General features: G+C 43.9%; 22 protein-coding genes. 11 read left to right on the top strand and 11 right to left on the bottom strand.

All coding sequences use genetic code 11. The features are described 5' to 3' along the window. Positions 1-48 precede the first annotated feature (48 nt). Complete coding sequence (locus IE164_RS14555; RefSeq protein ID WP_189630985.1) at positions 49-2,451, top strand: TonB-dependent receptor plug domain-containing protein; 2,403 nt, start codon at positions 49-51, stop codon at positions 2,449-2,451. Between the two features lie 511 nt (positions 2,452-2,962). Next, positions 2,963-3,580 carry a deoxynucleoside kinase gene (locus IE164_RS14550; RefSeq protein ID WP_189630984.1) on the top strand — a complete coding sequence of 206 codons (618 nt, stop codon included), beginning with the start codon at positions 2,963-2,965 and terminating at the stop codon, positions 3,578-3,580. A 115-nt stretch (positions 3,581-3,695) separates the two neighbouring features. On the opposite strand, the gene IE164_RS14545 is transcribed toward IE164_RS14550, so the two are convergent. Next, positions 3,696-4,115, bottom strand: a complete 420-nt coding sequence (locus IE164_RS14545) for a DUF2452 domain-containing protein (protein ID WP_189631423.1) — start codon at positions 4,113-4,115, stop codon at positions 3,696-3,698. Between the two features lie 60 nt (positions 4,116-4,175). Further along, positions 4,176-4,367: a hypothetical protein gene (locus IE164_RS14540; RefSeq protein ID WP_189630983.1), complete on the bottom strand. Its 192-nt coding sequence runs from the start codon at positions 4,365-4,367 to the stop codon at positions 4,176-4,178. A 66-nt stretch (positions 4,368-4,433) separates the two neighbouring features. Between IE164_RS14540 and dinB the strand changes: the two genes are divergently transcribed. Both dinB and IE164_RS14530 read left to right on the top strand, forming a co-directional pair. Beyond that, a complete protein-coding gene (dinB, locus tag IE164_RS14535; protein WP_189630982.1) occupies positions 4,434-5,534 on the top strand; it encodes a DNA polymerase IV in 1,101 nt (366 codons plus the stop codon). A 194-nt stretch (positions 5,535-5,728) separates the two neighbouring features. Beyond that, positions 5,729-6,196, top strand: a complete 468-nt coding sequence (locus tag IE164_RS14530) for a MaoC family dehydratase (RefSeq protein ID WP_189630981.1) — start codon at positions 5,729-5,731, stop codon at positions 6,194-6,196. A gap of 63 nt (positions 6,197-6,259) precedes the next feature. On the opposite strand, the gene IE164_RS14525 is transcribed toward IE164_RS14530, so the two are convergent. After that, positions 6,260-6,685, bottom strand: a complete 426-nt coding sequence (locus tag IE164_RS14525) for a DUF4442 domain-containing protein (protein ID WP_189630980.1) — start codon at positions 6,683-6,685, stop codon at positions 6,260-6,262. 78 nt (positions 6,686-6,763) lie between these two features. On the opposite strand from IE164_RS14525, the gene IE164_RS14520 reads away from it, so the two are divergent. After that, the gene (locus IE164_RS14520) at positions 6,764-7,198 is read left to right on the top strand and encodes a peptidylprolyl isomerase (RefSeq protein ID WP_189630979.1); all 435 of its coding nucleotides are present in this window, start codon (positions 6,764-6,766) and stop codon (positions 7,196-7,198) included. A 100-nt stretch (positions 7,199-7,298) separates the two neighbouring features. Here the strand turns inward: IE164_RS14520 and IE164_RS14515 are convergent, their stop codons facing one another. Then, entirely contained in the window at positions 7,299-7,700 is a 402-nt protein-coding gene (locus IE164_RS14515) for a hypothetical protein (protein ID WP_229838704.1), read from the bottom strand. 91 nt (positions 7,701-7,791) lie between these two features. Continuing rightward, on the bottom strand, positions 7,792-8,799 hold the full coding sequence (locus IE164_RS14510) for a formimidoylglutamase (protein ID WP_189630977.1): 1,008 nt from the start codon (positions 8,797-8,799) through the stop codon (positions 7,792-7,794). Positions 8,800-9,031: 232 nt separating this feature from the next. Here IE164_RS14510 and IE164_RS14505 point away from each other — a divergent pair, with 232 nt between their 5' ends. After that, positions 9,032-10,390 carry a sigma-54-dependent transcriptional regulator gene (locus tag IE164_RS14505; RefSeq protein WP_189630976.1) on the top strand — a complete coding sequence of 453 codons (1,359 nt, stop codon included), beginning with the start codon at positions 9,032-9,034 and terminating at the stop codon, positions 10,388-10,390. On the opposite strand, the gene IE164_RS14500 is transcribed toward IE164_RS14505, so the two are convergent. After that, positions 10,387-10,764 (bottom strand): response regulator, encoded by a 378-nt coding sequence (locus IE164_RS14500; protein WP_189630975.1) that lies wholly within the window; start codon positions 10,762-10,764, stop codon positions 10,387-10,389. The two genes, IE164_RS14505 and IE164_RS14500, sit on opposite strands and share 4 nt — an antisense overlap. A gap of 230 nt (positions 10,765-10,994) precedes the next feature. Between IE164_RS14500 and IE164_RS14495 the strand changes: the two genes are divergently transcribed. The 3 genes from IE164_RS14495 (at position 10,995) to IE164_RS14485 (ending at position 16,845) form a co-directional block, all read left to right on the top strand. After that, the gene (locus IE164_RS14495; RefSeq protein WP_189630974.1) at positions 10,995-13,391 is read left to right on the top strand and encodes a S9 family peptidase; all 2,397 of its coding nucleotides are present in this window, start codon (positions 10,995-10,997) and stop codon (positions 13,389-13,391) included. 4 nt (positions 13,392-13,395) lie between these two features. After that, on the top strand, positions 13,396-15,099 hold the full coding sequence (gene ggt / locus IE164_RS14490; RefSeq protein WP_189630973.1) for a gamma-glutamyltransferase: 1,704 nt from the start codon (positions 13,396-13,398) through the stop codon (positions 15,097-15,099). Between the two features lie 711 nt (positions 15,100-15,810). Next, a complete protein-coding gene (locus tag IE164_RS14485) occupies positions 15,811-16,845 on the top strand; it encodes a hypothetical protein (protein WP_189630972.1) in 1,035 nt (344 codons plus the stop codon). A 71-nt stretch (positions 16,846-16,916) separates the two neighbouring features. Here the strand turns inward: IE164_RS14485 and IE164_RS14480 are convergent, their stop codons facing one another. The 4 genes from IE164_RS14480 to IE164_RS14465 form a co-directional block, all read right to left on the bottom strand. Continuing rightward, on the bottom strand, positions 16,917-17,798 hold the full coding sequence (locus IE164_RS14480) for an HAEPLYID family protein (RefSeq protein WP_189630971.1): 882 nt from the start codon (positions 17,796-17,798) through the stop codon (positions 16,917-16,919). A 172-nt stretch (positions 17,799-17,970) separates the two neighbouring features. Then, positions 17,971-18,357 carry a hypothetical protein gene (locus IE164_RS14475; protein ID WP_189630970.1) on the bottom strand — a complete coding sequence of 129 codons (387 nt, stop codon included), beginning with the start codon at positions 18,355-18,357 and terminating at the stop codon, positions 17,971-17,973. A gap of 57 nt (positions 18,358-18,414) precedes the next feature. Then, positions 18,415-18,834: an energy transducer TonB gene (locus IE164_RS14470; RefSeq protein ID WP_189630969.1), complete on the bottom strand. Its 420-nt coding sequence runs from the start codon at positions 18,832-18,834 to the stop codon at positions 18,415-18,417. Positions 18,835-18,858: 24 nt separating this feature from the next. Next, positions 18,859-20,127 (bottom strand): SMP-30/gluconolactonase/LRE family protein, encoded by a 1,269-nt coding sequence (locus IE164_RS14465; RefSeq protein ID WP_189630968.1) that lies wholly within the window; start codon positions 20,125-20,127, stop codon positions 18,859-18,861. A gap of 200 nt (positions 20,128-20,327) precedes the next feature. Between IE164_RS14465 and IE164_RS14460 the strand changes: the two genes are divergently transcribed. After that, positions 20,328-23,054: a VPS10 domain-containing protein gene (locus IE164_RS14460; protein ID WP_189630967.1), complete on the top strand. Its 2,727-nt coding sequence runs from the start codon at positions 20,328-20,330 to the stop codon at positions 23,052-23,054. 105 nt (positions 23,055-23,159) lie between these two features. Here IE164_RS14460 and IE164_RS14455 read toward each other — a convergent pair whose 3' ends face one another. Continuing rightward, positions 23,160-23,978, bottom strand: a complete 819-nt coding sequence (locus tag IE164_RS14455) for an HAD-IIB family hydrolase (protein ID WP_189630966.1) — start codon at positions 23,976-23,978, stop codon at positions 23,160-23,162. Between the two features lie 299 nt (positions 23,979-24,277). On the opposite strand from IE164_RS14455, the gene IE164_RS14450 reads away from it, so the two are divergent. After that, positions 24,278-24,811, top strand: coding sequence for a hypothetical protein (locus tag IE164_RS14450; protein ID WP_189630965.1), 534 nt, complete (start codon positions 24,278-24,280; stop codon positions 24,809-24,811). The last annotated feature ends 93 nt before the right edge of the window (positions 24,812-24,904 follow it).

Here is a 24,904-nt window from a genome sequence, read left to right as displayed (position 1 = left end):
GAGAATATTAAACAATCTGAAAACCATTTTTTGTTTATTCGTGGCTCAATGCAAAAAGTAAAGTACTGCCTTTTACTTCTCATAGGCTGTATAGGCCTCCAGATTGGCCAGGCTCAAACCATTAGGGTGGTGAACCGCGAAAATGGCAAACCCATTGATTTGGTAACTATTAGAGAAAGAGGAACAGACCATGGGGCAGTAACCAACACTCAAGGGCTGGCTGAGCTTAAGGGTTTTGGTGCTGATGCGGACATAATTCTGATGCACCCCGATTTTAAATCTCACATAGTGCGCCTCTCCCGATTATTAAACAGAGGGGCTATAGTAGAACTCACTCCTTTGCCCCAAACTTCAGCATATCAATACCGAAACTGGGCTCTTTGGGCCGAAGATACTCCTCATGAAATCTTGGCTTTTCAGCGAAAAACCCTATCCATAACAGAGCCTTTGTCATCGGCCGAAGTTCTAGGAGCTAACCACCAAATATTAGTGGCTAAAAACTTACAAAATGCCGGAAGCCCACTCATTAGAGGTTATTCGGGCAATGCCCTGCTTACCCGTCTGGACGGTGTGCGGCTAAACCATGCCCTGTATAGCCGAATTGACAACACACACCTGATGGTGGTTGACCCCAACAACCTCTACCAAACCTTGGTTTTACCGGGCACGGGTGGCTTACAATCCAGCAGCGATGCCCTGGGCGCAACCATAGACTTCCTCACCAAAACTCCAGCCTTTGCAGAAGGTGAATATCTGGGCATTTCTTCCGGAGGGCTACTCCGGTATTCTTCGGCCAATGGGAGCATTACCGGCAACTACCAGATCGAGTTTAACCTCCCTAATATGTCCAGTTACTCCAGCCTTAGTTATACCAAAGCAGACGACCTGAGAACAGGAGCCAACCGACCAAAGTCACACCCTGATTTTGGCAAAAGACTATCCTATGTAATCCGTGAAAACAACACGGATGCAGTGGTTAACAATGAGAACGAAAACCGACAGGTTTTCAGCAGGTATGATCAATACCACTTTTTACAAAAGCTCCGCTGGAGTTTGGGAAGTTTCATGGACTTCACCTATTCTTTTCATTATTCAGGAACTTCGCATTTGCCACGATACGATAAACTCACTTATACCGTCAACAACACTCCGGCCTATGCCCAGTGGTACAATGGCCCACAACTCTGGCTTATGCACAGCCTTAAAACCAGCTTTTATTACCCTTCTCGCTGGTTCGATCGGATAGACATTACCACCGCATTCCAATTGACAGAAGAGCGGGTGAATAGTAGAAATTTTGGCAGCAATCAACTACGCATGCAACAAGCAACCGTTGATGCGCTATCGGTGAATGTAGATTTAGAGAAGGCCGTGGGTTTTAATGGCAAGCTCTACTATGGTTTAGAGCTCTTTTCCAATAAGGTAGTAAGTAAGGCACTAAGCAGAGACATTGTAACGCTTAGGGAAATGGATATCCAGACCGAATATCCAAACAATGGTGCAGATTATAATCTGGCCAACCTGTATTTGAGTGTTAAAGACCAGATAAGCGAGAGACTTGTTATAAGCAGTGGAGTAAGGTATACCTACACCCGGCTCAGGAGCGATTTTACTGACAAAACCTATATCGATTTTCCTTATGATGTATTGGTTAATGAAACAGATGCGCTAACCGGTACAATTGGTGCTTCTTATAGGCCCGGCTCTTCCTGGAAACTGGGATTACTGCTCTCTTCAGGTTTTCGGCCTCCGAATATTAGCGACAATAGTCGGTTTTTTTCCGAGTGGCCCGGCATGGTGCTAGTACCCAACCCAGACCTGCAACCGGAAACTAATTACACCATAGAGTACTCTATAGCCAACAAAAGCAACTCAAACTGGAGTATTGAGTGGATACAATATCTGTCCTTTCTGCAAAACACTTTTACAGTGGCACCATTTCTTTTCAACAATCAGGACGAACTGAACTATGAAGGTGAAGTGGCCAAAGTATTGGCGCTGCAAAATATGGAAAGAGCACAGGTGTGGGGCACCTCATTGCGTGGCTACTGGAAAACCTCACAAGGCATTCATATTACCGGAAGCCTAACCTATACTCATGGCCAGAATTCAGAAACCGGGGTCCGTTTGCCACACATTGCTCCATTCTTTGGCCAATTGAGCATGGCTATGACACACCAAAAATTAACCACCCGGTTCGAACTAGAGTTTAGTGATGGTGTTCCGTGGCAAGAGCTCCCTCCTTCAGAGAAATACCGACAACACCTGTACTCAGCCGATGGAGCCCTGTCATGGTACATCGTCAATATTAAGAACAGTTACCAACTCAATAATTACTACAGTATCAACTTTAATTTGGAGAACCTGCTAAACGTACATTATCGCAGCTACACTTCGGGCCTTAGTGCTCCGGGTTTTAATGCTGTAATTGCCTTTCGGGCTAACTTTTGAGTTCGTAATACTTTGTTAATCTTAGGTTTACCTTTTAGAAAAAGTGGCATACTACATTTATACTCAAATACATATCTATTCATATTTATTGGGTGTTCATAAAAAAGGTCTGTACTGCAGACTTTTTTTATGCGCTAACATTCCGTTTTTGCTGGGCCTATCTATAACTTGCGAGCCGAAAAATTGAAAGGGGTATTAAGGGCATCGAATCGTGCCGGTCAATGACTAAGGTTTCTTGAAGAATGGTCAACCCAACGGAAAAAAACATACTGAAGGAAACCCCATCAAAAGCATGACGGCCAATTCTTGCTTTCAATTTTTCTTGACATACTCGGTTTTAAAAAAACAGGGTTACTTACTTAAGTCGCAAGAAGTATATTTCTGAACCTTGCCTCCATTTGTGTCTTCACAAATGGCTGTTAAAAGACGCTGTGAGGACACAGCTTGTGGCTAGTATACTGGATCTAACTAATGCGATCTAAATGAGTAACCGTAAAAAAAAGATGGAATAATGCACGTAGCTATTGCAGGAAATATTGGGTCTGGTAAAACCACATTGGCTAAAATGCTGGGCAAAAATTACCGATGGGACGTTCAGTTAGAGTCGGTAGATGACAACCCTTACCTGAAGGATTTTTATGAAGACATGACCCGCTGGAGCTTTCATTTGCAGGTCTATTTTCTCAATAGCAGGTTTAATCAGGTAGCACGAATCAGAGAGTCAGAAGGTAGCACCATACAGGACAGAACTATTTACGAAGACTGCTATATATTTGCCGCTAACCTTTATAAGTCTGGCTACATTTCGCAACGCGACTACAACAATTATCTGGACTTGTTCAAGTCTATGATTAAACACGTGCAGCCACCTGATTTACTTATTTATCTAAAGGCTGACATTCCCAAACTGGTGGCCAACATTCAGAAAAGAGGACGTGACTATGAAGAGCTTATTCGCCTTGAATACCTCAAAAACCTTAACAAACATTACGAAGAGTGGATTGGCAGCTACGATCTGGGAAAGCTGCTCATTATTGACGTGAACCACCTGGATTTTGTAAATAATGTAGAAGATTACGCTTACGTGCTGGAAAAAGTAGACCTTGAAGTGAACGGTCTTTTCTCATAAAAGACAAGATTTACTTGAATTTCCAAAATAATGTGTAAATTCAAGCAACACTTAAGACACTCTACTTTTTAATAAAAACTTCCAAGTCCTGTTTCTTTGAAACGGGACATTTTTTTTAAAGCCCTCTCTCTCCTTCTTTAAGTACTTCCCAAGTGTGGTCGGCCAATAGTTTTACTGTAGCTATAAATTCATAGGGGCTTCGGCTACCCCACTCTTCAGGAGCTATCAACGAAAGCGTATCCGTACCATCTTTTTTCTGATACAAATGATAGGTTCTTCCAATAATGGGGTCGAAACTCATTTTGGCCTGATAAATTCGCTCCGATACCGTTACACGGTTCTGTATGGTTTTGGCCTGTTCTGCGAGCAGTTGCATTTGCTCGTAGATCTGCTTCATGTCCATATCGGTATGGTCATACATGGCCGAAAGTGCCCTACCTTTAATTTTACCCTTATCTTCCGGTTTAATCAGTGCACTACCAACCGTGTGCGGAAAAGCAATGGTACCGGGGTTTGGGGTCGTCATCTCTCCCATTCTTTCCAGGTCTATTTGGTCAACATTAACCTTTTTACCGCTTTTAGATTCTTTACTCACCTAGTTCAATTTAAGAGTGTCCGCCATGTCTTTGTTTTGAGCAGTGTCAATATCCGATGGAGCTATAGACTCTTTCAGGTATTTCTTCGACCCCGGAAAAGAAGTCTTTCTGGAAATGTCGTAGCCCACAATAATGGTAGCTACAATAAACACTAAACCTACTGCTACAAAAATCTTTTTGGACCTTTTCATGTTACGCAAACAGAACCTTTGAGATACAACAAAGTTTAACTTTTCGGTGCTAAATTCGGCAACAACGTGGAAAAAGCCTCTAAAACACTCCGCAAAATTATCCATGTAGATATGGATGCCTTCTTTGCTTCGGTAGAACAAAACGATAATCCGGAGCTGCGTGGCAAGCCTGTGGCAGTGGGCGGAAGCAGGGAACGCGGAGTAGTAGCGGCTGCCAGCTATGAAGCCAGAAAATTTGGAGTAAGATCGGCCATGCCCTCTGCTCTGGCCTACCGAAAGTGCCCTGAGATTATCTTTGTAAAACCCCGGTTTGAGCGATACAAGGAAGTTTCTATGCAAATACGGAGTATTTTTGAATCGTACACCGACCTTATAGAACCCCTCTCTCTTGACGAGGCTTTTTTGGACGTAACCCATAACAAAAAGGCCATGGCATCAGCCACACTTATTGCCAAAGCCATTAAACAGGAAATAAAAGCTAAGACGGGCCTTACCGCTTCTGCGGGTATATCAATTAATAAATTCATAGCCAAGATTGCCAGCGATTACCACAAGCCTGACGGACTCACCTTGGTGGGCCCGGAAAAAGTGACACTATTTTTAGAGCAGTTGCCTATTGAAAAGTTCTTTGGAGTAGGAAAAGTAACTGCACAGAAAATGAAAAACCTTGGCATTGTTGATGGCAAAAGTCTGAAAGCGTGGAGCAAGGAAGCGCTCATGGCCAATTTCGGCAAAAGCGGTGCCTTTTACTACAATATTGTTCGGGGCAACGATGAGCGGCCGGTAAACCCAAACAGAATCAGAAAATCGCTAGGAGCTGAAAACACTTTTGATCATGACTTGAAAGAACCCACCGATTTAAAAATGGCACTGGACTCCATTATACTCACCGTTTATAACCGCCTGAAAAAAGCTGACAAATGGGGAAAGACACTTACCCTAAAGGTTAAATTCAGCGATTTCCGGCAAATAACCAGAAGCCAAACCTATGAAAAGCCTCTGGCAACGCTGGAAGACATTGCACAACACACCTTCAGTATTTTGGATAATATAGATCCTGCCGATTTCGAAATTGGGGTGCGCTTATTGGGTGTTACACTGAGTAATTTTGAAGGTGAGCAAGGAGAGTTGGCAAAAGCAGGTCAACAGCTTACACTAAACTTCTAATTTACTCATATTCAAAAAGTAAGGCATTCATTGCATACCTCCCTTTGGTTTGGAGTGATTGGATCGCACCTATACACAGGTCTGGTAATGTACAATCCATGTAAAAAAATGAAGGAAATGAGCCTGCTATTTTTGAATTTTATATACGATTACATTTGAGGTATTTTATATCTTGACCTCGAAAAACAGCTACTATGTCTAAACTTGTCATCAATAGCCATAAAGAGTTTGAAGCCTACGTTGGCAAAGAGTTGGGAGTTTCTGATTATCTAAAGGTAGATCAGGAGAGGGTTAATGCATTTGCCGATGCAACTATAGACCATCAGTGGATTCATATTGATGAAGATAGAGCCAGGTCGGAAGGTGCTTTTGGAGGCACCATTGCCCACGGATACCTTACCGTTTCTTTACTTCCCTACCTATGGGAGCAGATTGCTGAGATCAACAATATTAAAATGATGATCAACTATGGCATTGAGAAACTGAAGTTTAACCAACCGGTATTGGTAAATTCTGAGGTACGTTTGCGCGTAAAGCTAAGCAGTCTGGCCGATCTGAGAGGAATTACCAAGTGCCAACTAAACGTTACACTGGAAATTAAAGACAATCCTAAACCTGCCTTTACAGGGGAATTTATCTTCTTATATCATTTTAATAACTAATCTACCAGTCATTCCCGCTGAGGCGATAATCTTTACTGAGAGCAGATACCGAGGTTATTCTGATTAATTTCTGACTTCTTTCTTCCTCACATAAATAGTCTTATCCAACTCGCACACCACATCGCCTTCTTCGTCTGTAATTTCCAGAGGAAGCACAATCTCAGTCTTTCCATGTGCATCGGCCTCTGATCTAAGCTGCTCCACAAGGGCATTGTTAATCTCAAAAACACAGGTTACTTTTCCCCTCCCCGGTTTTTTAAAGCGAATGGTAGATGCTTTGTCCCATACGATATATTCTTTACCCAAATTTTGCAAAATGAGCAACATGTAAAAGGCATCTGACATGGCCATGAGCGAACCACCAAAATGCACCCCTACCAGGTTTCGGTTCCACCACCTGAGCTTCATGCTCACAACCGCCTTTTTAAAGTCTGGGGAAATGTGGTTTACACGAATACCCGCCCCAAGAAAAGGCGGGTAAAAATTCATCAATTTGATTTTCGTATGGTTAGATAGCCTGAACATTCTCTCTGATGTTTACTTTTGTTCTAAATAAAACAAAAAGCAATGACAGCAGAAATTCATACCGAGAAAGGACTAATGAAAGTGGAGTTTTATGAGAAAGACGCTCCCAATACCGTAAAAAACTTTGTAGACCTTTCTAAAAAAGGCTTTTACGATGGCCTTACCTTTCACCGTGTAATTCCCAACTTTGTAATACAAGGTGGTTGTCCCAATGGCATTGGCAATGGCGGACCTGGTTACTCAATAGACTGTGAGTTAGACGGAGACAACCAATACCACGACCGTGGCGTGCTTTCTATGGCTCATGCCGGTCGTAACACAGGCGGTTCACAGTTCTTTATTTGTCATAGCCGACAAAACACCTCTCACCTCGACAGAAACCACACCTGCTTTGGTAAGGTCTATGAAGGTCTGGAGGTGATTGACGACATACGACAAGGCGATAAAATTGAAAAAATAGTAATTATAGAAGACTAACCATTAACCCATGGCCTTTGCAATGCGTAGTACAACTATGGTTAAAGATTCATTGTCTATCTTTCAGCTCATAGACGAAGTACCGGAGGCCATGGCTTACTTATAATTTACTTTCGGAAACCAGCTCACTTTGCGAATAGATAAACTTTCTAAAGTCTGCCGGTTTCTTGTCATTGAGCAGCTTTATACCTCCCAGAGATTCAATGAGTTTGCCAAAATTCTCTTCGGCCTTTTCATACTGTTCACTGTTGGCATAGGTAGTCAAGAGTACAATATGTCCCGGCTTTCCATCTTCAGGCCCGCCAATCATAAACTCAAAGCTATCAATGTAATTGCTTTTTAATGCTTGCTCCCTCAGTACTTTCCAGTTATTACGGTAGTAATATTCCGCCTCTGCCTGGTTTTTATTCAATACTTCCACAATCTCTAGCGTGGATATTTTCTGAGCCTTGAGCGATGGAACTGTGAGCATAAGAAGTCCAAAGAAAATAATGTATCGCATAGTCATTTACGTTTAACCGATGTGCACATATACCCGAAAGGACAGACTAAGGATTCAGAAACCAGACCGATAACCCGATTCCATCGACCAATTATCGGTGAACGATAGCCTTTACAAAATCGGCCACCAGATAGCTCAGCGCCTTACCCACCATCAGTTTTTCGGACTCCTCGTTAGGAGCTGCTTCGGGCAAATGCAAATACGCAGGGCTAAGACTCTTAGCACACTGTCGAACAAAAAGCCTGGCCTGTTCGAGCGAAACTCCCGATGGTGACATGGCGCTGCTGGGCATCATACGAATAGCATCCATGTCTACTTCAATACCGCACTCTATCATATCGTCAACAACAAAAGAAACAGCATCGGCCAGCATACTTTCCAGGTAGGTAATATTTTCGAGAAAAGAATACTTCACCTGCTCGTCCGCATCCATCGATTTCAGCATATTCTCGCTGTTGTATGACTGATGCAGACCAAAGGCAAAGTAACGATTCAGGCATTTTTTCTGCCGTGCATACGAAAAACCATTGCCGCTATGCCTCCCCTCCAGTGCCCGAAAATCGGCATGTGCATCCAGGTTAATGGCATTTACTTTCTTTTTGTGAGCCACGGCCGCACAAGCCTTTATTATGGGGTAACTGTTGTTGTGCCCTCCGCCAATTACAATGGGAATAAGCTCTGCAGCTTTCACCTCGGTAAGTACATTTTCAACCATCTCGTCTACCTCTTCACAAAGCAAATGCAGTTTCTGAAAATAATAGTCCGATGCGGAATCGAGCGCATCGGCCTTTTCCTGAATAGCGTCAATATTCACAGCTCCCAGCACACATATTTCATTACCACGGAGATACCGGTTGCTTTGTATATTGCAGAAAGCCCTAAGAAAACTATCCCAGGCATGTTGAGTTCCTGGTCGGCCATGATTGCCCATTACTCCCACACATTCCGGAATACCGATTAAACAGAACCGAACCTCTTTTTTGAGTTTACCCAAAGCAGCCTGCCAGTCTTTGGCTTTTAAGAAAATCATGGTTTCTCCTACTCGGGTTTCTCCTTTACGAGGCTTCACCAATTGGTCGGGGTTTGCCGCAATTATCATTTTGAAGGGTTAAGTGTATATTTCGTCCAAAAATAATTAAAAAGCTTTTGGGCAGTCCTTATATTCGCTACCTGAACTGTAAAAAGTTAAGGCAAAAAGCCCTCGTTTAGTAAAAAGGCAAAGCAGGCAATAATGAAAACTAAACCAAAGCTGAGTGGTATAATTCTTAGTGCTTGATGCCGAACAAACGTGAAATTATTTATACATTTCTCTACAGCCAGATAGTTAACACATGAATTATACACCCGAAACGGTGCGCATTTTTGTGGTCGAAGACGACCCCTTATACATGAAATTGGTTCGTTACATAGCCGAACTAAACCCAGACCATGTAGTACACGCCTTTGAAGATGGCAAGTCTTGCATCGACAATCTTCATGAAAACCCCAAAGTAGTTATACTAGACTATTCTCTCCCCGATATTTCGGGTAAAGAGGTACTACAGGCCATAAAAAAATACGACCCCGAAATACAGGTCATTGTGGTGTCTTCACAAGAAAGTATCAATACGGCTGTGACCCTGTTAAAGCATGGGGCCTATGATTATATAACCAAAGACAATGAGACCAAAGACCGGCTGCTCAATGCCATTAACAATGCCAAGCGCGTGTCGTCTCTTACCCAACAAATCACCACACTTAAAGAAGAACTCAATCAAAAATACGAGTTCGAGAATACCATCATTGGAGAAAGCCCGGCTATAAAAAGGGTGTTTAAAATGATGAACAAGGCGGTAAAGACCAATATTACCGTGAGTATTACAGGAGAAACAGGTACGGGAAAAGAAGTTGTAGCCAAAGCCATACACCACAATTCAGACAGAAAATCGAAACCCTTTGTGGCAGTCAATATCGCTGCCATTCCGGAAAACCTGATTGAAAGTGAGCTATTTGGTCATGAGAAAGGAGCTTTTACTGGTGCATTGGCTCGAAGGAAAGGGAAATTTGAAGAAGCCGATGGCGGAACACTTTTCTTAGATGAAATTGGGGAGATGGACATCAACCTGCAGGCCAAACTATTGCGCGTGCTTCAGGAAAGAGAACTAACCCGGGTTGGTGGAAACGAAGTAGTGAAGTTCGATGTACGTGTAATCGTAGCCACTCATCGCGACCTTGCCGAAGAAGTAAAACAGGGCAATTTCAGAGAAGACCTCTACTATCGTTTGTTGGGTATTCCTATTGAGCTACCTCCACTTAGAGAGCGTGGTCAGGACGTTATTCTAATTGCCAAGCACCTGCTCAGGCAATTTGCAAAAGAAAATAAGCTTGGAGCTGTAAAAATGAGTAAGGAAGCTCAAAACAAACTTATCTCATACCCCTTTCCGGGCAATGTGCGCGAGTTGAAGTCGGTGGTAGAGTTAGCAGCGGTTATGTGTGAAGAGAATGAGATTGAAGCTGAAGACATCACCTTTAACAGCTTGCAAAAAGAAGGACAGTTTTTGTTTGAAGAAATGACTCTTCGCGATTATACCTTCAAAATTATCAGGCACTTTTTAGACAAGTACGATAACAACGTGCTGCTAGTAGCTAAAAAGCTGGGAATTGGCAAATCAAGTATATACCGCTATTTGAAAGAAATGGAAGAAGGCTAAGAAGCTTTGGCCAGAAAGACCTTTTCTATTTTGAGCAATAATTCTGAAGGCACCAAAGGCTTATCCAGACATCCGTAATAGTTGGCGTATTCACGCTCCAGACAACTGTCTTTATAGCAATTGGAACTCATTACAATAACCGGTACCTGGCTAAATCGAAGATCATCGTCCAATGCCTCAATCATTTCAAGCCCCGACATACGCGGCATTTCTATATCAGTGATAATCAAATCTGGTAAGTCGCTGTCGCTCAGCCACTCCATAGCCTCTGCCCCATTTCCGGCCGTCACCACTTCATAATAATCGCTTAGGAGGAACTTTACGGCCTTCAGCGTGCTTTGGTCATCTTCTACTACCAGTATTCTCTTTGTCATAACTCACGAATGTTCCTCAATAACAGCTTTAACTGTGCCAAAAGGCAAAAAGTTATGAGCGAGGTTCGAAAGGCACAAACGGTTTTACACCAAAGCCCGGTGATGTACCATATTTGGACAAGTTGTCCCAGATGGGGACGAAACAAGATTTAACCATCCACCACAATTTAAGGTCTATTTTGCGGGCATTTTATTTATGTTTGACAATCACGTTAAAGATTATTTGAGACATGAGAAAATTCGGACTTTTTAGTTTGCTTTTTATTTGCGCGGTATGGCTAAGTGCCCAAACCAAGCCACTATCGCAACTCACGGTAGAGGAGATCATGCAGGCGCCCGAAAAATTTATCGGCACCTCACCTTCGCGGGTAAGCTGGTCTAAAGACAGCAAGAACATTTATTTTTACTGGGACCCGGATGCTGACGGACGTTCTTCTGCCTTCAAAATCAGTAAGAACGGTGGTGAAGCCGAAGCCATTGAAGATACCAGCGATGGTTGGCCCTCCAGCTACGAGTTCAATAGCGACAAAACCAAAATTGTATATGCAAAGGGCGGTGACATTTACATTAAGGAACTAAAGTCTGATAAAGAAACACGACTCACCGCAACCAACTCGCGTGAATCTAATCCGCGTTTTCATAAAGATCACATCATTACCTTCATTGCCGATGACAACCTTTTCAGCATCGATACTGAAACAGGCTTAATGAAGCAACTGACTAACTTCCTTATTGAGCGCAACCCCGATGAAGACAATGGTTCTTCCAGAAACATTGGCAGATCGGAAGGCAACAGAGAGCAAGACAATTGGCTGCGCGATGACCAGTTGAACACATCAGAATATTTGGCCGAACAGAGAAGAAGACCTCGCAGAAACTTTTCCGGTTTCTTTGGTGGCGACTTTGGACAGTCGGAAGACAGACGCAGCACCATTGAGTTGAGAAATGTAAGAAATATTCAACTCTCGCCTGATGGCCGTTTTGTGAGCTTTATGGTTTATCATTCTCCGGAAAATGGAGCTAAAAACACGATTGTACCAAACTATGTAACCTCTAGCGGTTATACCACCGACATTAACACTCGGCCCAAGGTAGGCGGTGAGCAAGGCTACTCCGAAATAGGTATATACAACATAGCCGCAGACACCTTTTATATGGTAGACAAAATGAAGCTGCCGGGTATTACCGATTTGCCTGACTATGTGAAAGACTATCCGGATAAAGAATGGAAAGAAGAGCCACGAAATGTATCGGGCAACGATATCATCTGGTCTGGCGATGGCAAATATGCCGTGGCTCACTTTGGAGCACACGATAACAAAGACCGTTGGATTATGCGCCTTATTCCTGAAACAGGCGACCTGATTACTATAGACCGTCAAAGAGATGAGGCATGGATTGCGGGCCCGGGAATAGGTAGTGAGTCTTTCTCAGGCACATTTGGTTTCTTACCCGATAACAAAACCATATACTTCCAGTCAGAGAAAACAGGATACTCACACCTATACATTCACGATTTGTCTAATGGAGTAACCAAGCAATTGACCAACGGCAATTTTGAGGTATACAACCCTTTCCTTTCATCTGACGGCAGCAAGTGGTACTTCCATGCCAATATGAAACACCCGGGCATAAGACACTTCTACTCATTGCCAGTACGTGGAGGAACCCCAACCCAAATCACTTCGGTTGACGGTGGAAATGACGTAACCCTTTCTCCCGATGAAAAAACCCTGGCTATTGAATACTCATACATCGACCAACCCACCGAACTTTATGTTCAGGACAATAAGCCCGGAGCAAAACCTAAAAAACTTACCGAAAGTCTTCGCGATGGTTTTAAGCAATACGACTGGCATCAACCGGAGGTAATCACCTTTAAGGCAGAAGATGGAGCCGATGTACACGCCAGGCTATACAAGCCCCAAAACCCCAATGGAGCAGGTGTAATATTTGTACACGGAGCCGGTTACCTCCAGAATGTACACTTCTGGTGGAGCACCTACTTTAGGGAGTTTATGTTCAATAACATGCTCATGGCCAAAGGCTATACCGTGCTGGATATCGACTACAGAGCTAGTTCCGGGTATGGAAGAGATTGGAGAACGGGTATTTACAGACATATGGGAGGTAAAGATCTTTCCGATCAAATTGATGGAGCTCGTTATTTAATGCGCGAACACGGTGTTGAAGCTGGAAGAATAGGCATGTACGGTGGTTCCTATGGCGGATTTATCACCCTCTTTGCTATGTTCAAACACCCCGATGTGATAGCCGCAGGAGCAGCATTGCGTTCGGTAACAGACTGGGCACACTACAACCACGGGTACACCTCCAACATATTGAACACTCCCGTAGAAGACCCCATTGCCTTTAAACGAAGCTCACCCATTTATTTTGCCGAAGGACTACAAGGAGACCTACTTATTGCCCATGGTATGGTAGATACCAATGTACACTTCCAGGATGTGGTACGTTTGGCTCAGCGACTTATAGAATTGGGTAAAGACAATTGGGAAATGGCCCTATACCCTATTGAAAACCACGGTTTTACGGAACCATCGAGCTGGACAGATGAGTACAAGCGAATTTTCAAGCTTTTCGAAAACACCATTGGTAAAAAATAGTCACATGATTAAAAAAGCAGCATCATTAGTATTAGTGCTTTGTCTGTGGGCCTGTGCAGGCCCCGCAGAAAAGGCTACCGTAAAGAGAGGTCTTATTACCGAAAAAGCAATGGTGGTCTCAGCCCACCCTTTGGCTTCAGAGGTTGGTAAATCCATTCTCCAAAAAGGAGGCAATGCTGTTGATGCTGCTATTGCTACCCAACTTGCCCTGGCGGTTGTGTATCCCGGAGCAGGCAACATTGGAGGCGGTGGTTTTATGGTAAGCCGAATGGCCAATGGCGAAATTGCTACCCTCGATTACCGCGAAAAAGCTCCACTGGCCGGAGGACGCGATATGTATCTGGATGCCAATGGGGAGGTAATAGACCGAGCCAGTACCCGTGGCCACCTGGCGGCCGGAGTACCCGGAACCGTAGCTGGACTAGCGGCTGCCCATGAGAAATACGGACGACTGAGTTGGGCTGAATTGGTACAACCATCTATAGACATAGCGGCCAATGGCTGGGCTTTAACAGCACGTGAAGCAGGAAAGCTAAATAGTAACCGAGAGGCATTTATTGAATACAATACCGTGTTGCCCGATTTCTTTCTGGCCAATGAAGGCAGCGAGTGGAAAGAAGGCGACACTGTGAGGAATGAGGAAATGGCCGAAACGCTAATCCGCATCAGAGATGAGGGAAGAAATGGATTCTATAAAGGAAAAACTGCCCAACTCATTGTGGAAGAAATGGAACGCGGCAATGGCCTGATTTCGCTGGAAGACCTGGAACAATATGAGGCCGCGTGGCGCAAGCCCATAACGGGAAGTTACAAAGACTATGAGTTCATTTCCATGCCTCCACCATCGAGCGGAGGTGTGGCGCTTGCGCAACTTCTCAATAGCGTAGAAAATCTGGACTTACAAAAGTCGGGCTTTCATAGTGTGGCTGCAGTACATGCCATGGTAGAGGCCGAACGCAGAGTTTATGCCGACAGGGCCAAGCACCTTGGCGATCCGGATTTCTGGGATGTGCCCAGAGAAGGCTTGCTGTCTAAAGACTATTCCCTCGAGCGAATGAAAAACTTCGACCCTAACGTGGCTACACCAAGTGCGCAAATTCAGGCTGGCCAACCCATGGCCTATGAGAGTGAAGAAACCACCCACCTTTCGGTGGTAGACGAAGAAGGAAACGCGGTTTCCGTAACCACTACCCTCAATGGAGGTATGGGCTCTAAAGTATTTGTAGGCGGTGCCGGCTTTTTGCTCAACAATGAAATGGATGACTTTAGTATTAAGCCCGGAGAACCGAACATGTACGGACTGATTGGCGGTGAAGCCAATGCCATTGCACCAGGAAAACGCATGCTCAGCTCTATGACGCCCACAATCGTAACCCGTAATGGCAAACTATTTATGGTTGTAGGAACACCCGGTGGAAGTACGATTATCACCTCTGTTTTTCAAACCATTCTCAATGTAGTCGATTTTGAAATGGGTATGCAGGAGGCAGTAGAAGCCCCTCGCTTTCACCATCAATGGCTACCCGACCAGGTAAGATACGAGCGCAATGGCCTGGATAGTGCTGTGGTTGCTCAACTCAAAAAAATGGGCCACACCATGAATGAAGGTGGAGCCATGGGCCGGGTTGATGCAATACTGGTTTTGCCTGACGGCCGACTGGAAGCTGGTGCAGACCCAAGAGGCGATGATGCTGCAGCCGGTTATTAAAAAATATAAAACTATGACAAGATAAGATATACGCTCTTGTAATAGATAAACAGCTGTTACCCCCTATGCAAAGAAGCTGTCTCAAAGGCTAAACGAAATTCCCAATACAGCGCGGGAATCTTCTTCTTGTAAGGTTAGAGGGTTATTTATTTAGTTAGATCGCATAAAAGCAAATAGATCACTTGAGCTATAAGTTGTGCCTTCACAGCACCAGAAATGGGCCAATTGTGAAGACACAAATGGCGACAAAATGTCAAAACATACGCCATGGGACTTAAGTAACCTGAGTTCGATGTAAGGAAGTAGTAAAATGTCCCCCTTAGGACGTCATTGCGGAATTTTCCTCTGAAAACTTTACATACGCAAAGGAAAATATCCGCAATCTCATTTAGGCTCTGTTGAGATACCGGATAAAACAGGCCTTTTTGAGAGTTTAAGCCCTGTTTTTCCGGCATGACGTTCTTTTCGTACATCGAACTCAGGTTAAGTAAGTAAAGCTAGAGGATGAATACCCAATCGAGATTCCCGGTCAAACTAAGAATAACCAACTTAGCCGACCTTTGAGACAGCTTTTTATTCCCACCATTCCATCAATGTGCAGGCACTTACTTCCCACTAACCCTAGCGTACTGCCGGGCTCAAAAGGCTAACGCACATTATTTTCATCTCGTGTACTTTACCTATAAGGCTAATTCACAGTATATTTAGCTAATGCGCCTTATTACTTTTCTACTTCTCACAGCACACTGCGTATGGGCTCAGTCTCCCCGTCTTTTGCCTTCGTTTGAGTCTTCTCACTTACAAGAAATATGGATAGACACCCAGTTGAAGGGGCAGCCTCAGGAGTTTAGCATCGAAGAGTATAACTACAACAGAGACTCTGCACGTCTGTATAAATCGCCCATATCCAGACAATACTTTTATGAATTGGGCCGGCTCCGCAAGGTGGTTTTCAAAAAGACGGGCAGCCCTATCAAAACATACCTATACGATACCCACGGTCGAATAATTGAGCAACTTCGCACAGACTCTTTCGAGAGTATTCCCCGCATTACCTACACTTACAATGATGAAGATCTAACATCTGAAGAGGTGGTGTATCGTGTCACTGGTACAGTTCACTCCAAAACCATACTCCGTTTCAACGATCGATTGCAGTTGATTTCCAAAGAAGAGTATCGTGGCACCCAACAGCTCAACCGATACTGGCTCTATGCCTACAACAGCCAGAACGATCTGGTGAGCGATGAATACTACGACATCGTGAGCAACACCGGTGTTTCGGCCAACACTAAGCCGGAAGAACCAAAACCCAACTTACGCACCGAGATTCTCTATACCTACGATACCCGGGGGCTTAGAACCACTGCCAAAACCTTAAAAAATGAACTGCTCCATTCCGTAAGCCATACCCGGCATTTTCCTGATTCTTTGGTCAACGAAACTGTTTTTTACCAAGCCAGCGGCTGGCCATCAGAAAAGCTAGTAGAAATACAGCACGACTCAGCCAGAGTGGTTATTAAAGGCTACTACAACACGGAAGACACGACTAGTTACAGGGCCCGGTTTAGAGAAATTTATGTATACAACGATTTGGTGGAGTACGAAAGCAGAACCTTAAAGGGCACCTTTGTAGACAGGTACGCTACCTTTTACGAATACGATCACCTGGGCAATTGGATAAAGAAAACCACCTACAGTAATGGTGTGGTGCTTAAGGTGGAAGAACGCAGGATAAGGTATTAAAGTAATTGGGACATAAAAAACCGGAAGAAACCCTGCCTACATAGCTCCTTCCGGTCAATTAATGCATTGGGTTAATGATGTCTCTTTTTATTTTTAGTACGATGTCCGGGTTCCCAAATGAGCCTTACAAAGCTGCTAAACCGTTGGTTTTCTCGCTGCACAGGAATACCAGCCACAATTCCTACCAGAAGGTCTTCCGCCAATCCCAGCCGCATCTGAGGCCTTATGGTCATATCAAAATCGGCATGCCCTAAGGTTTTGTTAAACTCTATACCAATAAAATTTCTTGTGCCTGATATCATGTAATGAAAGCTGGTATTAATATCGTAGTGAGTAGTTACAGCCTTGCTCTCATACATTTGTTCAATCATTGGCCCGGTATATATAAGGGAATGAAAGTTATTTCCCCAGCGCTTTGCCACTACTAAAAACGGGTTGTAAATATTTCCTTTTACCAGGGGTTCTCCAAAGTTTCTAAAGTCAGACAATTCAAACTCATTGATATAGCCCAATGCCATAGAAGTGGCCCTCTTCTCACTTACCAGAAAGGTCCATTGAGCGGCCAGTTTCAGACTATTGAGCCGGTTAGAGGGCAACAGTTCTCGTGAGGTTCCATTTAGGGGTGTATAAAAAGTAAAAGGCAATTCTACCTCCAACCCCAGCCTGTCTACAGGAGCCCACTCATATTCCACAAGAGCTTCGTATGAATCGAAGTTCAAATTATCGGTAAGCCCAAGGCCAATGTTCCATTCCTTTTCTCCCTTTCGGGCTCCAAGGTCGCGAATCAGGTCTATGTATAAAGGTTCGGCATGCAATACTTTGTAGGGCTTTCTGGAATCCTGCACTTCAGCAATATAGATGCTGTCTTTTTGAGCGTCATTGGTCTGTCCTATCGCTGTTCGGATGCTCAAAAGGCATAGCAAGCCCGGCACCCAATATTTTATGATGTTCATGTTTGTTATTCAGGTTTTAAAATGTGGTTCAATAAATAGAGGGGCTGCTGAGGAAGCGGTGTGTTTCTTCAGCAGCTCAGGCCACAATTGTTGCAACCCCAATGAGTAGGCAGTACTGCCTGTTAGCAGAAAAAACCTATCAGGGTAGCGTATACAAGCCTTGTAAGGGGTATTAACCCTTGGGTGGCGGGGTATCCAAATCTAAAAAAACACTGTAAAAAGAATTCCGGTACGCTGACAATCGCTCTTTTTTGGCTTTAAAAATGGTGGGGTGGTTTTCGGGAAGTCCTTCATTGTGTAAGAGCAACTCTTTAATTCTGCTTTCCTTTTTGCGGTGCTCCTCACTGTCTTCATTATCATATTCAGCCAGGGCATTTTCTATACCCAAAACTTCTTCCAGAATAAGCTCGATAAAACTATCCTGCTCATTGAACCCTACTTCTTGAAGAAACCCGTCAGGATAGGAATGATTGGTATCAACACTAATATTGAACAAGTACAGGGCCATAAAGGCCCAAACCCACCGTACGATCTTACTATTTCGAAGGAAGACAATCACAAGGCACAATTAACGATCGTCACTTAGTTTTGTTATCCAAATTTTCTGGAGAAATCATTAAAACCGAATGGTGTAACTCATTTTTTGAGGATTTTCTTCTTTGCTCTCGGTTTTGTTCGGAACCAGGCTATAACGTACCAAAGGATCAGGCTTAGCCTGTGGCAGTTTAAACCGTACCTTCACCTTTTTATGCAGGCACACATTTCTGCCTTTGTTGTAGGCTTTTTCAAACTTAAGAAGCTCAACCAAACGGAGCACCTCCTCATCGCAGCCAAAACCCAGGCTTTGTATAACACGTGCGTTGAACACCCTACCTCTACCGTCCACATCGAAAGCCACCTCAACAACGCCCTCTATTTTCTGTTCAAGTGCCTGTTTAGGATAGTTAAGATTGTCCTGCAGAAAAGCAAGCATGGCGTCATCTCCGCCACGGTATCTGGGCATTTTAAGGGGCGCATCTTTTCTGGGTTTACTCATTGACAGGTTGGGGTATTTAGTTGCTTAGTCCAGTTTAATTCTTCTTATTTCAATAGGGCTTACCTTCTCTGGCAACAGGTTCTTATTGGCATCATATGCAGCCCATGGGCTATTGGCCAGGTAATAAAAATAGCCATCTTTTACCTGCCCCAGGGTGGGTTCGCCCAAGCTTTCACCACCACGGTTAATGATGCGCTCCATATCGATAAAAAGGCCCGACTCGTCCAGAAAATACTGTACGACCTTGTAAGGCTTAACTCCATTGTGAATAGCCAGCAACGTATTGTTATAGAAATATAAACCGTCAATTCCCTTCAACAAGATATTCTCACTGGCAAAAACCTTTTCTATTTTATCCGTTTGCAGATCGACCCGGTGAATACCCGATATATAATCAGCAAAGTATAAATAACGCTGAGAGTCATTGAGAGTGAGTCCTTGTAGATTGAAGTGAGAGTCTTGCAGGTCGATGTATTTCCTTGAAAAAGCTCCATAATACTCAGCCGTGTCGGTTACATTCCTCACCAGAAAGGGTTTAGCACTGTTACTATGCCAAATGCGTTGCCTGTCATCCAGCAGCACATCGCCAATGACCGAACCATCATTAAATTCCACTCCATGAAGAATTCTACCTTCCGAAACATCAACCTGCACAATCATGCTTTTGCCTTCGTCTTGCGGGTTAAAGTCCACCATCTCCGGAAAAGCTGCCGTAGCCACCCATAAATGGTCTCGCAAAGCATCGTATTTCATGCCCAACACGCTGTAAGGCAAATCGATCCAGTCAGAGACCAAACCATTCGTATCTACTTTTACTATGCGTTTTTCGCGAATGCTACCAAGCAACAGCTCTCCACTATCGAGTAAAACAAAGCTCTCCGGGTGTAGCATTCCTGCATTAATGACCCGAAACACCTCATCGTGTACCTCTACTTTGCTCAACCTGGCCTGCAGTTCCAGCAAATCATCATAGCCCCTGTAGTTCTTCAGGCTCTCAAACTCAGGCGCTGAAGTAAAATCAAAAGTAGCATCCATTAGAAGCATCTGCTGTAGGGTTTGCACCGCACGGCTCTTGCGCCCGGTGAGTGCCCAGGCTCCCGCAAGTTTAGCCACTATGGTCGGATGGTTCGGCCTCATTTCGTTGGCCTCTCTTATCTTTTCCAGGTATGTATGGTAGTCTTTAGCCTCAAAGGCAGCAACAGCGGCATTGTATACCTCCTGAAGACTCTCTTGAGCTAAAGCTGGCAGGGCCGTTAAACAACTAATCAGAAAAAAGTAGAACAGACGTTTCATAGTTCTTTTGAACCCGGGAGTTTTTACCCAACAGGCTTCTTGGATGAATTCATGAATTTAACATCTTTCCGGGTATGCTCCCTTATTAAAGGCTCTTTCAATTACAACCAACAGGTTTTTTACCATTTATGTAATAGCCCAAACACACCTTTGTACTGGTTGCTTTTTGCCTTAATTTCAAAGCCATAACCATAAGAAATATGATAAACCTTACTGCTAAAACATTCAGAAGGTTGTCTCTGGCATTTTTAGTTGGTCTTTTGGCCTTACCGGAGACAATTGCACAGAAAATACCTGATCAGGTGGTTAAATCCATCGAATTCAGGGAAATAGGACCTACCCGTCAGGGCGGCCGCTACGTAGACTTTGCGGTTGTAGATAAAGCTCCTAAAGTAATTTATGCCGCAACAGCTTCTGGCGGCCTATGGAAAACCACTAACAACGGTCAATCCTGGAAACCAATTTTCGATAACGAAAGTATCATTTCTATTGGAGCCGTGGCCGTAGACCAACGCGATACAAGCGTGGTATGGGTAGGTTCAGGAGAAGCCAACAACTCACGAAGTTCTTATTGGGGCGATGGTGTTTATAAATCTACAGACGGAGGTAAAACCTGGAAAAACATGGGTTTACCGGAATCTCACCATATTGGCCGTATTATCATAGACCCTAAGAACTCCAACGTAGTGTATGTGGCCGCGCTTGGACATCTATATTCCGATAACCCCGAAAGAGGCCTCTACAAAACCACTAATGGCGGTAAGAGCTGGGAAAAGGTTTTGGAAGTTAAAAAAGCCGATGGCAAATATGTGGGCGTGGTCGATGTGGCTATGAGTCCTTCAGACCCCAACACACTCATCGCTGCTGCTTACGATAAAATCAGAAGACCCTGGACTTTCAATGAAGGTGGAGAAGGCAGTGCTATTTACAAGTCGACCAATGGCGGCAAAACCTGGAAAAAGCTTACTAACGGGCTACCGGGTGGTTTCATAGGTAGAATTGGAGTGGCTTATGCCCCCGGAAACTCTAAAGTGGTTTATGCCAATATCGAAAACGTAAACGTTGACGGCATTTCTACGGAAGAGAGAAGAAGAATGCTTGAAATTGGTATTCCACTGCAAAGAGGGCAATCTGTAAAAGGTACAGAAATGTACCGATCAGATGATGGTGGAGAAACCTGGAGAAAAATAAGCCCTGATGGCGAAGATGTAGGTGGTTATCCTTCTTATTACTACCAGCAGGTAAGAGTAGATCCCAACGATGAAGACCATGTGTACGTACTGGGTATTCGTGTTTGGGAAACGAAAGATGGTGGTAAAACCTGGGGCCAGCCCTTCCGCTTTGGAGGAGACAACCACGCCATGTGGATAGACCCTGCCGATTCGCAACACATGCTTTTAGGTTACGATCATGGTATGGGCATTACTTACGATGCGGGTGCCACGTGGTATCATCCTGACGAAATTCCTTTGGCACAGTTCTATGCAGTAGATGTAGACATGGCCTACCCTTACAACGTATATGGCGGTTTGCAAGACAATGGCTCTGTACGTGGTCCAAGCACTTCAAAAGACGGCCGACCAATTCCTTTTGAAGCATGGCAAAGAACCGGTGGTGGAGATGGTATGTACAACGTGGTAGACCGTACCAACAACCGATATCTGTACAACGAGTCTCAATTTGGCCCACTACAACGAGTGGACATGGTGACCGGAGAAACGTATGGCATTCGCTACAGAGGCGACAGAAACATGCGCTGGAACTGGAATGCTCCTATTGTAGTATCTCAGCATAATTCTGATGTCATTTACCATGCAGGAAATAAGGTGGTAAGATCACCTTTCAGAGGTGAAAGCTGGGAAGAAATTAGCCCCGACCTTTCTAATAATGACGAGGTAAAAGCTAACGGTACAGGCAACATACAGTACGGAACCATTACCACGCTGGAAGAATCTCCGCTAGATGCCAATGAACTATGGGCCGGAACTGACGATGGAAATGTACACGTAACCAGAGATGGAGGTAAAACATGGACTAAGTTAAATGCCAATATTCCAAACAATCCGGAGTACTGGGTAACACGAGTGGAAGCTTCTGCTCACTATCCGGGAACGGCCTATGTTTCTTTTAATGGCATGAGAAGAGACGACTTTAAAGCTTACCTCTATAAAACTACCGACTGGGGTAAAACGTGGACTTCTATAGCCGCTGGCATACCTGATGGTGGTGTAAATGTTATTCGTGAAGACCACAAAAATCCTAACCTCTTGTTTGTTGGAACTGAGCTGGGCACTTTTGCCAGCATTGATGGTGGCGCAAACTGGACCAAGTTTATGACCGGTATGCCGACCAATCCGGCCTACGACATGGTCATTCACCCAAGAGAAAATGAGTTGGTTGTGGCCACTCACGGACGCGGTATTTTTATTGCCGATATTTCTCCATTGCAGGGAATGAATGCTCAGACCCTCAATGCCGGGCTTACTCTGTTCGACATTCAGCCTGCCGTGCAATACATTAGCGGACTTAGCAATGTAACAGCTTACACCAACTTTGATGGAGAAAGCAGAGCCCCCGGAAGCCACATACACTTCCATGTGAAAAATGCAGGAACAGCCAACCTTAAGATTTACAGAGGAGCCAAGGAAATTTATAAGTCTGCCATCGATGCTTCAGCAGGCCTAAACACCTTTATCTGGAGGTTTGTAGAAATTACCGGAGAGCGCTCACAGAGAGATCTTGAGCAAATGGCTAACCGATTCAGAAACTTTGGCATGTCTGAAGAAGACATCAAAAACCGAATGGAAAGCATGAGGTATGAAACCAAAGGAGTAGGTCCGGGTACATACAAAGTGGTAATTGAAATGAACGGTCAAACCGTAACCAAAGAGGCCATTGTAATGAAAGACCATTGGTCTCAACAATAGACCACGAATAAATCAGTAAAAGTCGGTTTTAACTGACTAACCCCATTGTTTTCCGGCTAATGGTATGCCGGCAGGCAATGGGGTTCTTACTTTTAACTTATTCCTCTAAACAGCCTGCCTGTGCTGTGGCCCAACCATGGCATACACCGCCTGCGAGAATCCCTCCGGCCCTATTGCGTTAATCAAGCGTGCACAAGGTTCTTCCAACACAGCCCATTCTCCGTTTGGGCGTTGTACAAGCGCAGGCTCATTTACCGCCTTAAACATTTCGTAGTCATTCACATGGTCGCCAATTCCATAACTCCATACCTCACCCCACTCCTGCTCGTACAGTTTTAATAGCAGCTCAATGGCTCTGCCCTTATGGGCCTGTTTGGAAACTATGGTTTGAAAGCGGCTACCGGGAATACTTCTGAAGCCTACCTTATCTAGCTCCATGAAAAAGCGCTGGGAGAGTGAGCCCTGAAGTATGCTCTCTGAAAACTCGCGTTGCATGGCCCTTCTGGCCGAATTAAGATCCATACCCAAGTACATAGAAACTTCTTCGGCCGGTAAATCGCAATAGCAGAGAAAAGAAAGTCGTAAGTTTTCTCTAAGATTCGCAATTGCTTCTCGAATTGTTTCTACAGGTTCACCAACCACAATCACCTCAAACTGATTGATGTGATAAGTATTGAATGGGATAGGCTGCTTAAAATACCCTTTAGGAATGTATATGGCTGATCCGTTTTCCACAATAAACGGATGATGAACACCCAGAGCTTCCTGATAGGCCAACTGCTCAGCCCTGGCCTTTGAGCTGCAAAAAACTAAAGGAATCTCACGGTTTTGAAGAAACTCTACGGCCTCTCTGGACCGGGCATACGAGTAACTTTTAAGGTCTAACAAGGTACCATCAAGGTCTGTAAAAACTATCTTCTTCATTGGGGCAACTTCTTAAGCTTCTGAAATCATTAGCAAATTGGAAACAAACCTAATTCACTACTTTTGATTATTAACTTATCACATATAGCATTATTTATAAACCTGATTAATCAATTTCTACGGAATCGTTTGTTAAAACAGTCAATATTTTACCCACTTTTAAAAATCTATACATAAATCATCACCCGAGTCTAGCCAACAGACATTGTGTGAAAACGGCTTTTAGTAATCTTTAACTGTTATATCTGCTGTATTAGCCACAGAATTTATTTATTTCGTGGCCTTAAAAGGAAAACTACATGAAAATAAGAGTTGCCCTTATCGGACTCATACTTGCCGTTTTTGCAGTTTCTTGTAAGAAGGACAGCGTGCCTCAACAAGACAATTTCTACTTCTCCTATAAAGTAAAAATGAGCAATAAAATCACCTCTCCAACCATTATAAACGGTTATCATGGCCATGTACTAAAGTTTGAAGGAGATTTTATGCCCTCTACTGATGGCAAAACAAATGCACCTGATACGGTAAGAAACGAACTCTACTTTTTCGAAACTTCTAAACTGGACCAGTTGCAGGCCGCTATGATAGAAAAAGACGGCACCAAATTTTATGATCTAAAATTGCTGGAGAAGAAAGAAGTAAAACCAAAGTTTATCATAATCCCTAACAAATCAGGCTTTTACCAGATTGACACTAACAACAAAGAGTATCTGGTAATAATAAAAGTAAACAAGAAGTTAGGCTATTATAATGGTGGTGCCTTAAAACTAAATGCCACAAACGGCACGCTCAGACTCATGAACATGCGGATTGACTACAAAGCCACCTTCTAAACGGCTTTCCGGTTCTTCGTGGTGCTCAACACATCTTCAGCCACAAAACATATTCATTGGTTCAGGAATTAAGTATTTTCAAAAGCTTATTCC

Origin of the sequence: Roseivirga thermotolerans (assembly GCF_014653175.1) — a bacterium.
Classification (GTDB): Bacteria; Bacteroidota; Bacteroidia; order Cytophagales; family Cyclobacteriaceae; genus Roseivirga; species Roseivirga thermotolerans.
This window is presented reverse-complemented; position numbering and strand designations above follow the sequence as displayed.

Bases quoted from the DNA above. Each gene is read 5' to 3' on its own strand.
- IE164_RS14555 (WP_189630985.1), top strand. From the start codon at position 49: ATGCAAAAAGTAAAGTACTGCCTTTTACTTCTCATAGGCTGTATAGGC.
- IE164_RS14550 (WP_189630984.1), top strand. From the start codon at position 2,963: ATGCACGTAGCTATTGCAGGAAATATTGGGTCTGGTAAAACCACATTG.
- IE164_RS14545 (WP_189631423.1), bottom strand. From the start codon at position 4,115: ATGGGAGAGATGACGACCCCAAACCCCGGTACCATTGCTTTTCCGCAC.
- IE164_RS14540 (WP_189630983.1), bottom strand. From the start codon at position 4,367: ATGAAAAGGTCCAAAAAGATTTTTGTAGCAGTAGGTTTAGTGTTTATT.
- IE164_RS14530 (WP_189630981.1), top strand. From the start codon at position 5,729: ATGTCTAAACTTGTCATCAATAGCCATAAAGAGTTTGAAGCCTACGTT.
- IE164_RS14525 (WP_189630980.1), bottom strand. From the start codon at position 6,685: ATGAATTTTTACCCGCCTTTTCTTGGGGCGGGTATTCGTGTAAACCAC.
- IE164_RS14520 (WP_189630979.1), top strand. From the start codon at position 6,764: ATGACAGCAGAAATTCATACCGAGAAAGGACTAATGAAAGTGGAGTTT.
- IE164_RS14515 (WP_229838704.1), bottom strand. From the start codon at position 7,700: ATGCGATACATTATTTTCTTTGGACTTCTTATGCTCACAGTTCCATCG.
- IE164_RS14510 (WP_189630977.1), bottom strand. From the start codon at position 8,799: ATGATAATTGCGGCAAACCCCGACCAATTGGTGAAGCCTCGTAAAGGA.
- IE164_RS14505 (WP_189630976.1), top strand. From the start codon at position 9,032: ATGAATTATACACCCGAAACGGTGCGCATTTTTGTGGTCGAAGACGAC.
- IE164_RS14500 (WP_189630975.1), bottom strand. From the start codon at position 10,764: ATGACAAAGAGAATACTGGTAGTAGAAGATGACCAAAGCACGCTGAAG.
- IE164_RS14495 (WP_189630974.1), top strand. From the start codon at position 10,995: ATGAGAAAATTCGGACTTTTTAGTTTGCTTTTTATTTGCGCGGTATGG.
- ggt (WP_189630973.1), top strand. From the start codon at position 13,396: ATGATTAAAAAAGCAGCATCATTAGTATTAGTGCTTTGTCTGTGGGCC.
- IE164_RS14485 (WP_189630972.1), top strand. From the start codon at position 15,811: ATGCGCCTTATTACTTTTCTACTTCTCACAGCACACTGCGTATGGGCT.
- IE164_RS14480 (WP_189630971.1), bottom strand. From the start codon at position 17,798: ATGAACATCATAAAATATTGGGTGCCGGGCTTGCTATGCCTTTTGAGC.
- IE164_RS14470 (WP_189630969.1), bottom strand. From the start codon at position 18,834: ATGAGTAAACCCAGAAAAGATGCGCCCCTTAAAATGCCCAGATACCGT.
- IE164_RS14465 (WP_189630968.1), bottom strand. From the start codon at position 20,127: ATGAAACGTCTGTTCTACTTTTTTCTGATTAGTTGTTTAACGGCCCTG.
- IE164_RS14460 (WP_189630967.1), top strand. From the start codon at position 20,328: ATGATAAACCTTACTGCTAAAACATTCAGAAGGTTGTCTCTGGCATTT.
- IE164_RS14455 (WP_189630966.1), bottom strand. From the start codon at position 23,978: ATGAAGAAGATAGTTTTTACAGACCTTGATGGTACCTTGTTAGACCTT.
- IE164_RS14450 (WP_189630965.1), top strand. From the start codon at position 24,278: ATGAAAATAAGAGTTGCCCTTATCGGACTCATACTTGCCGTTTTTGCA.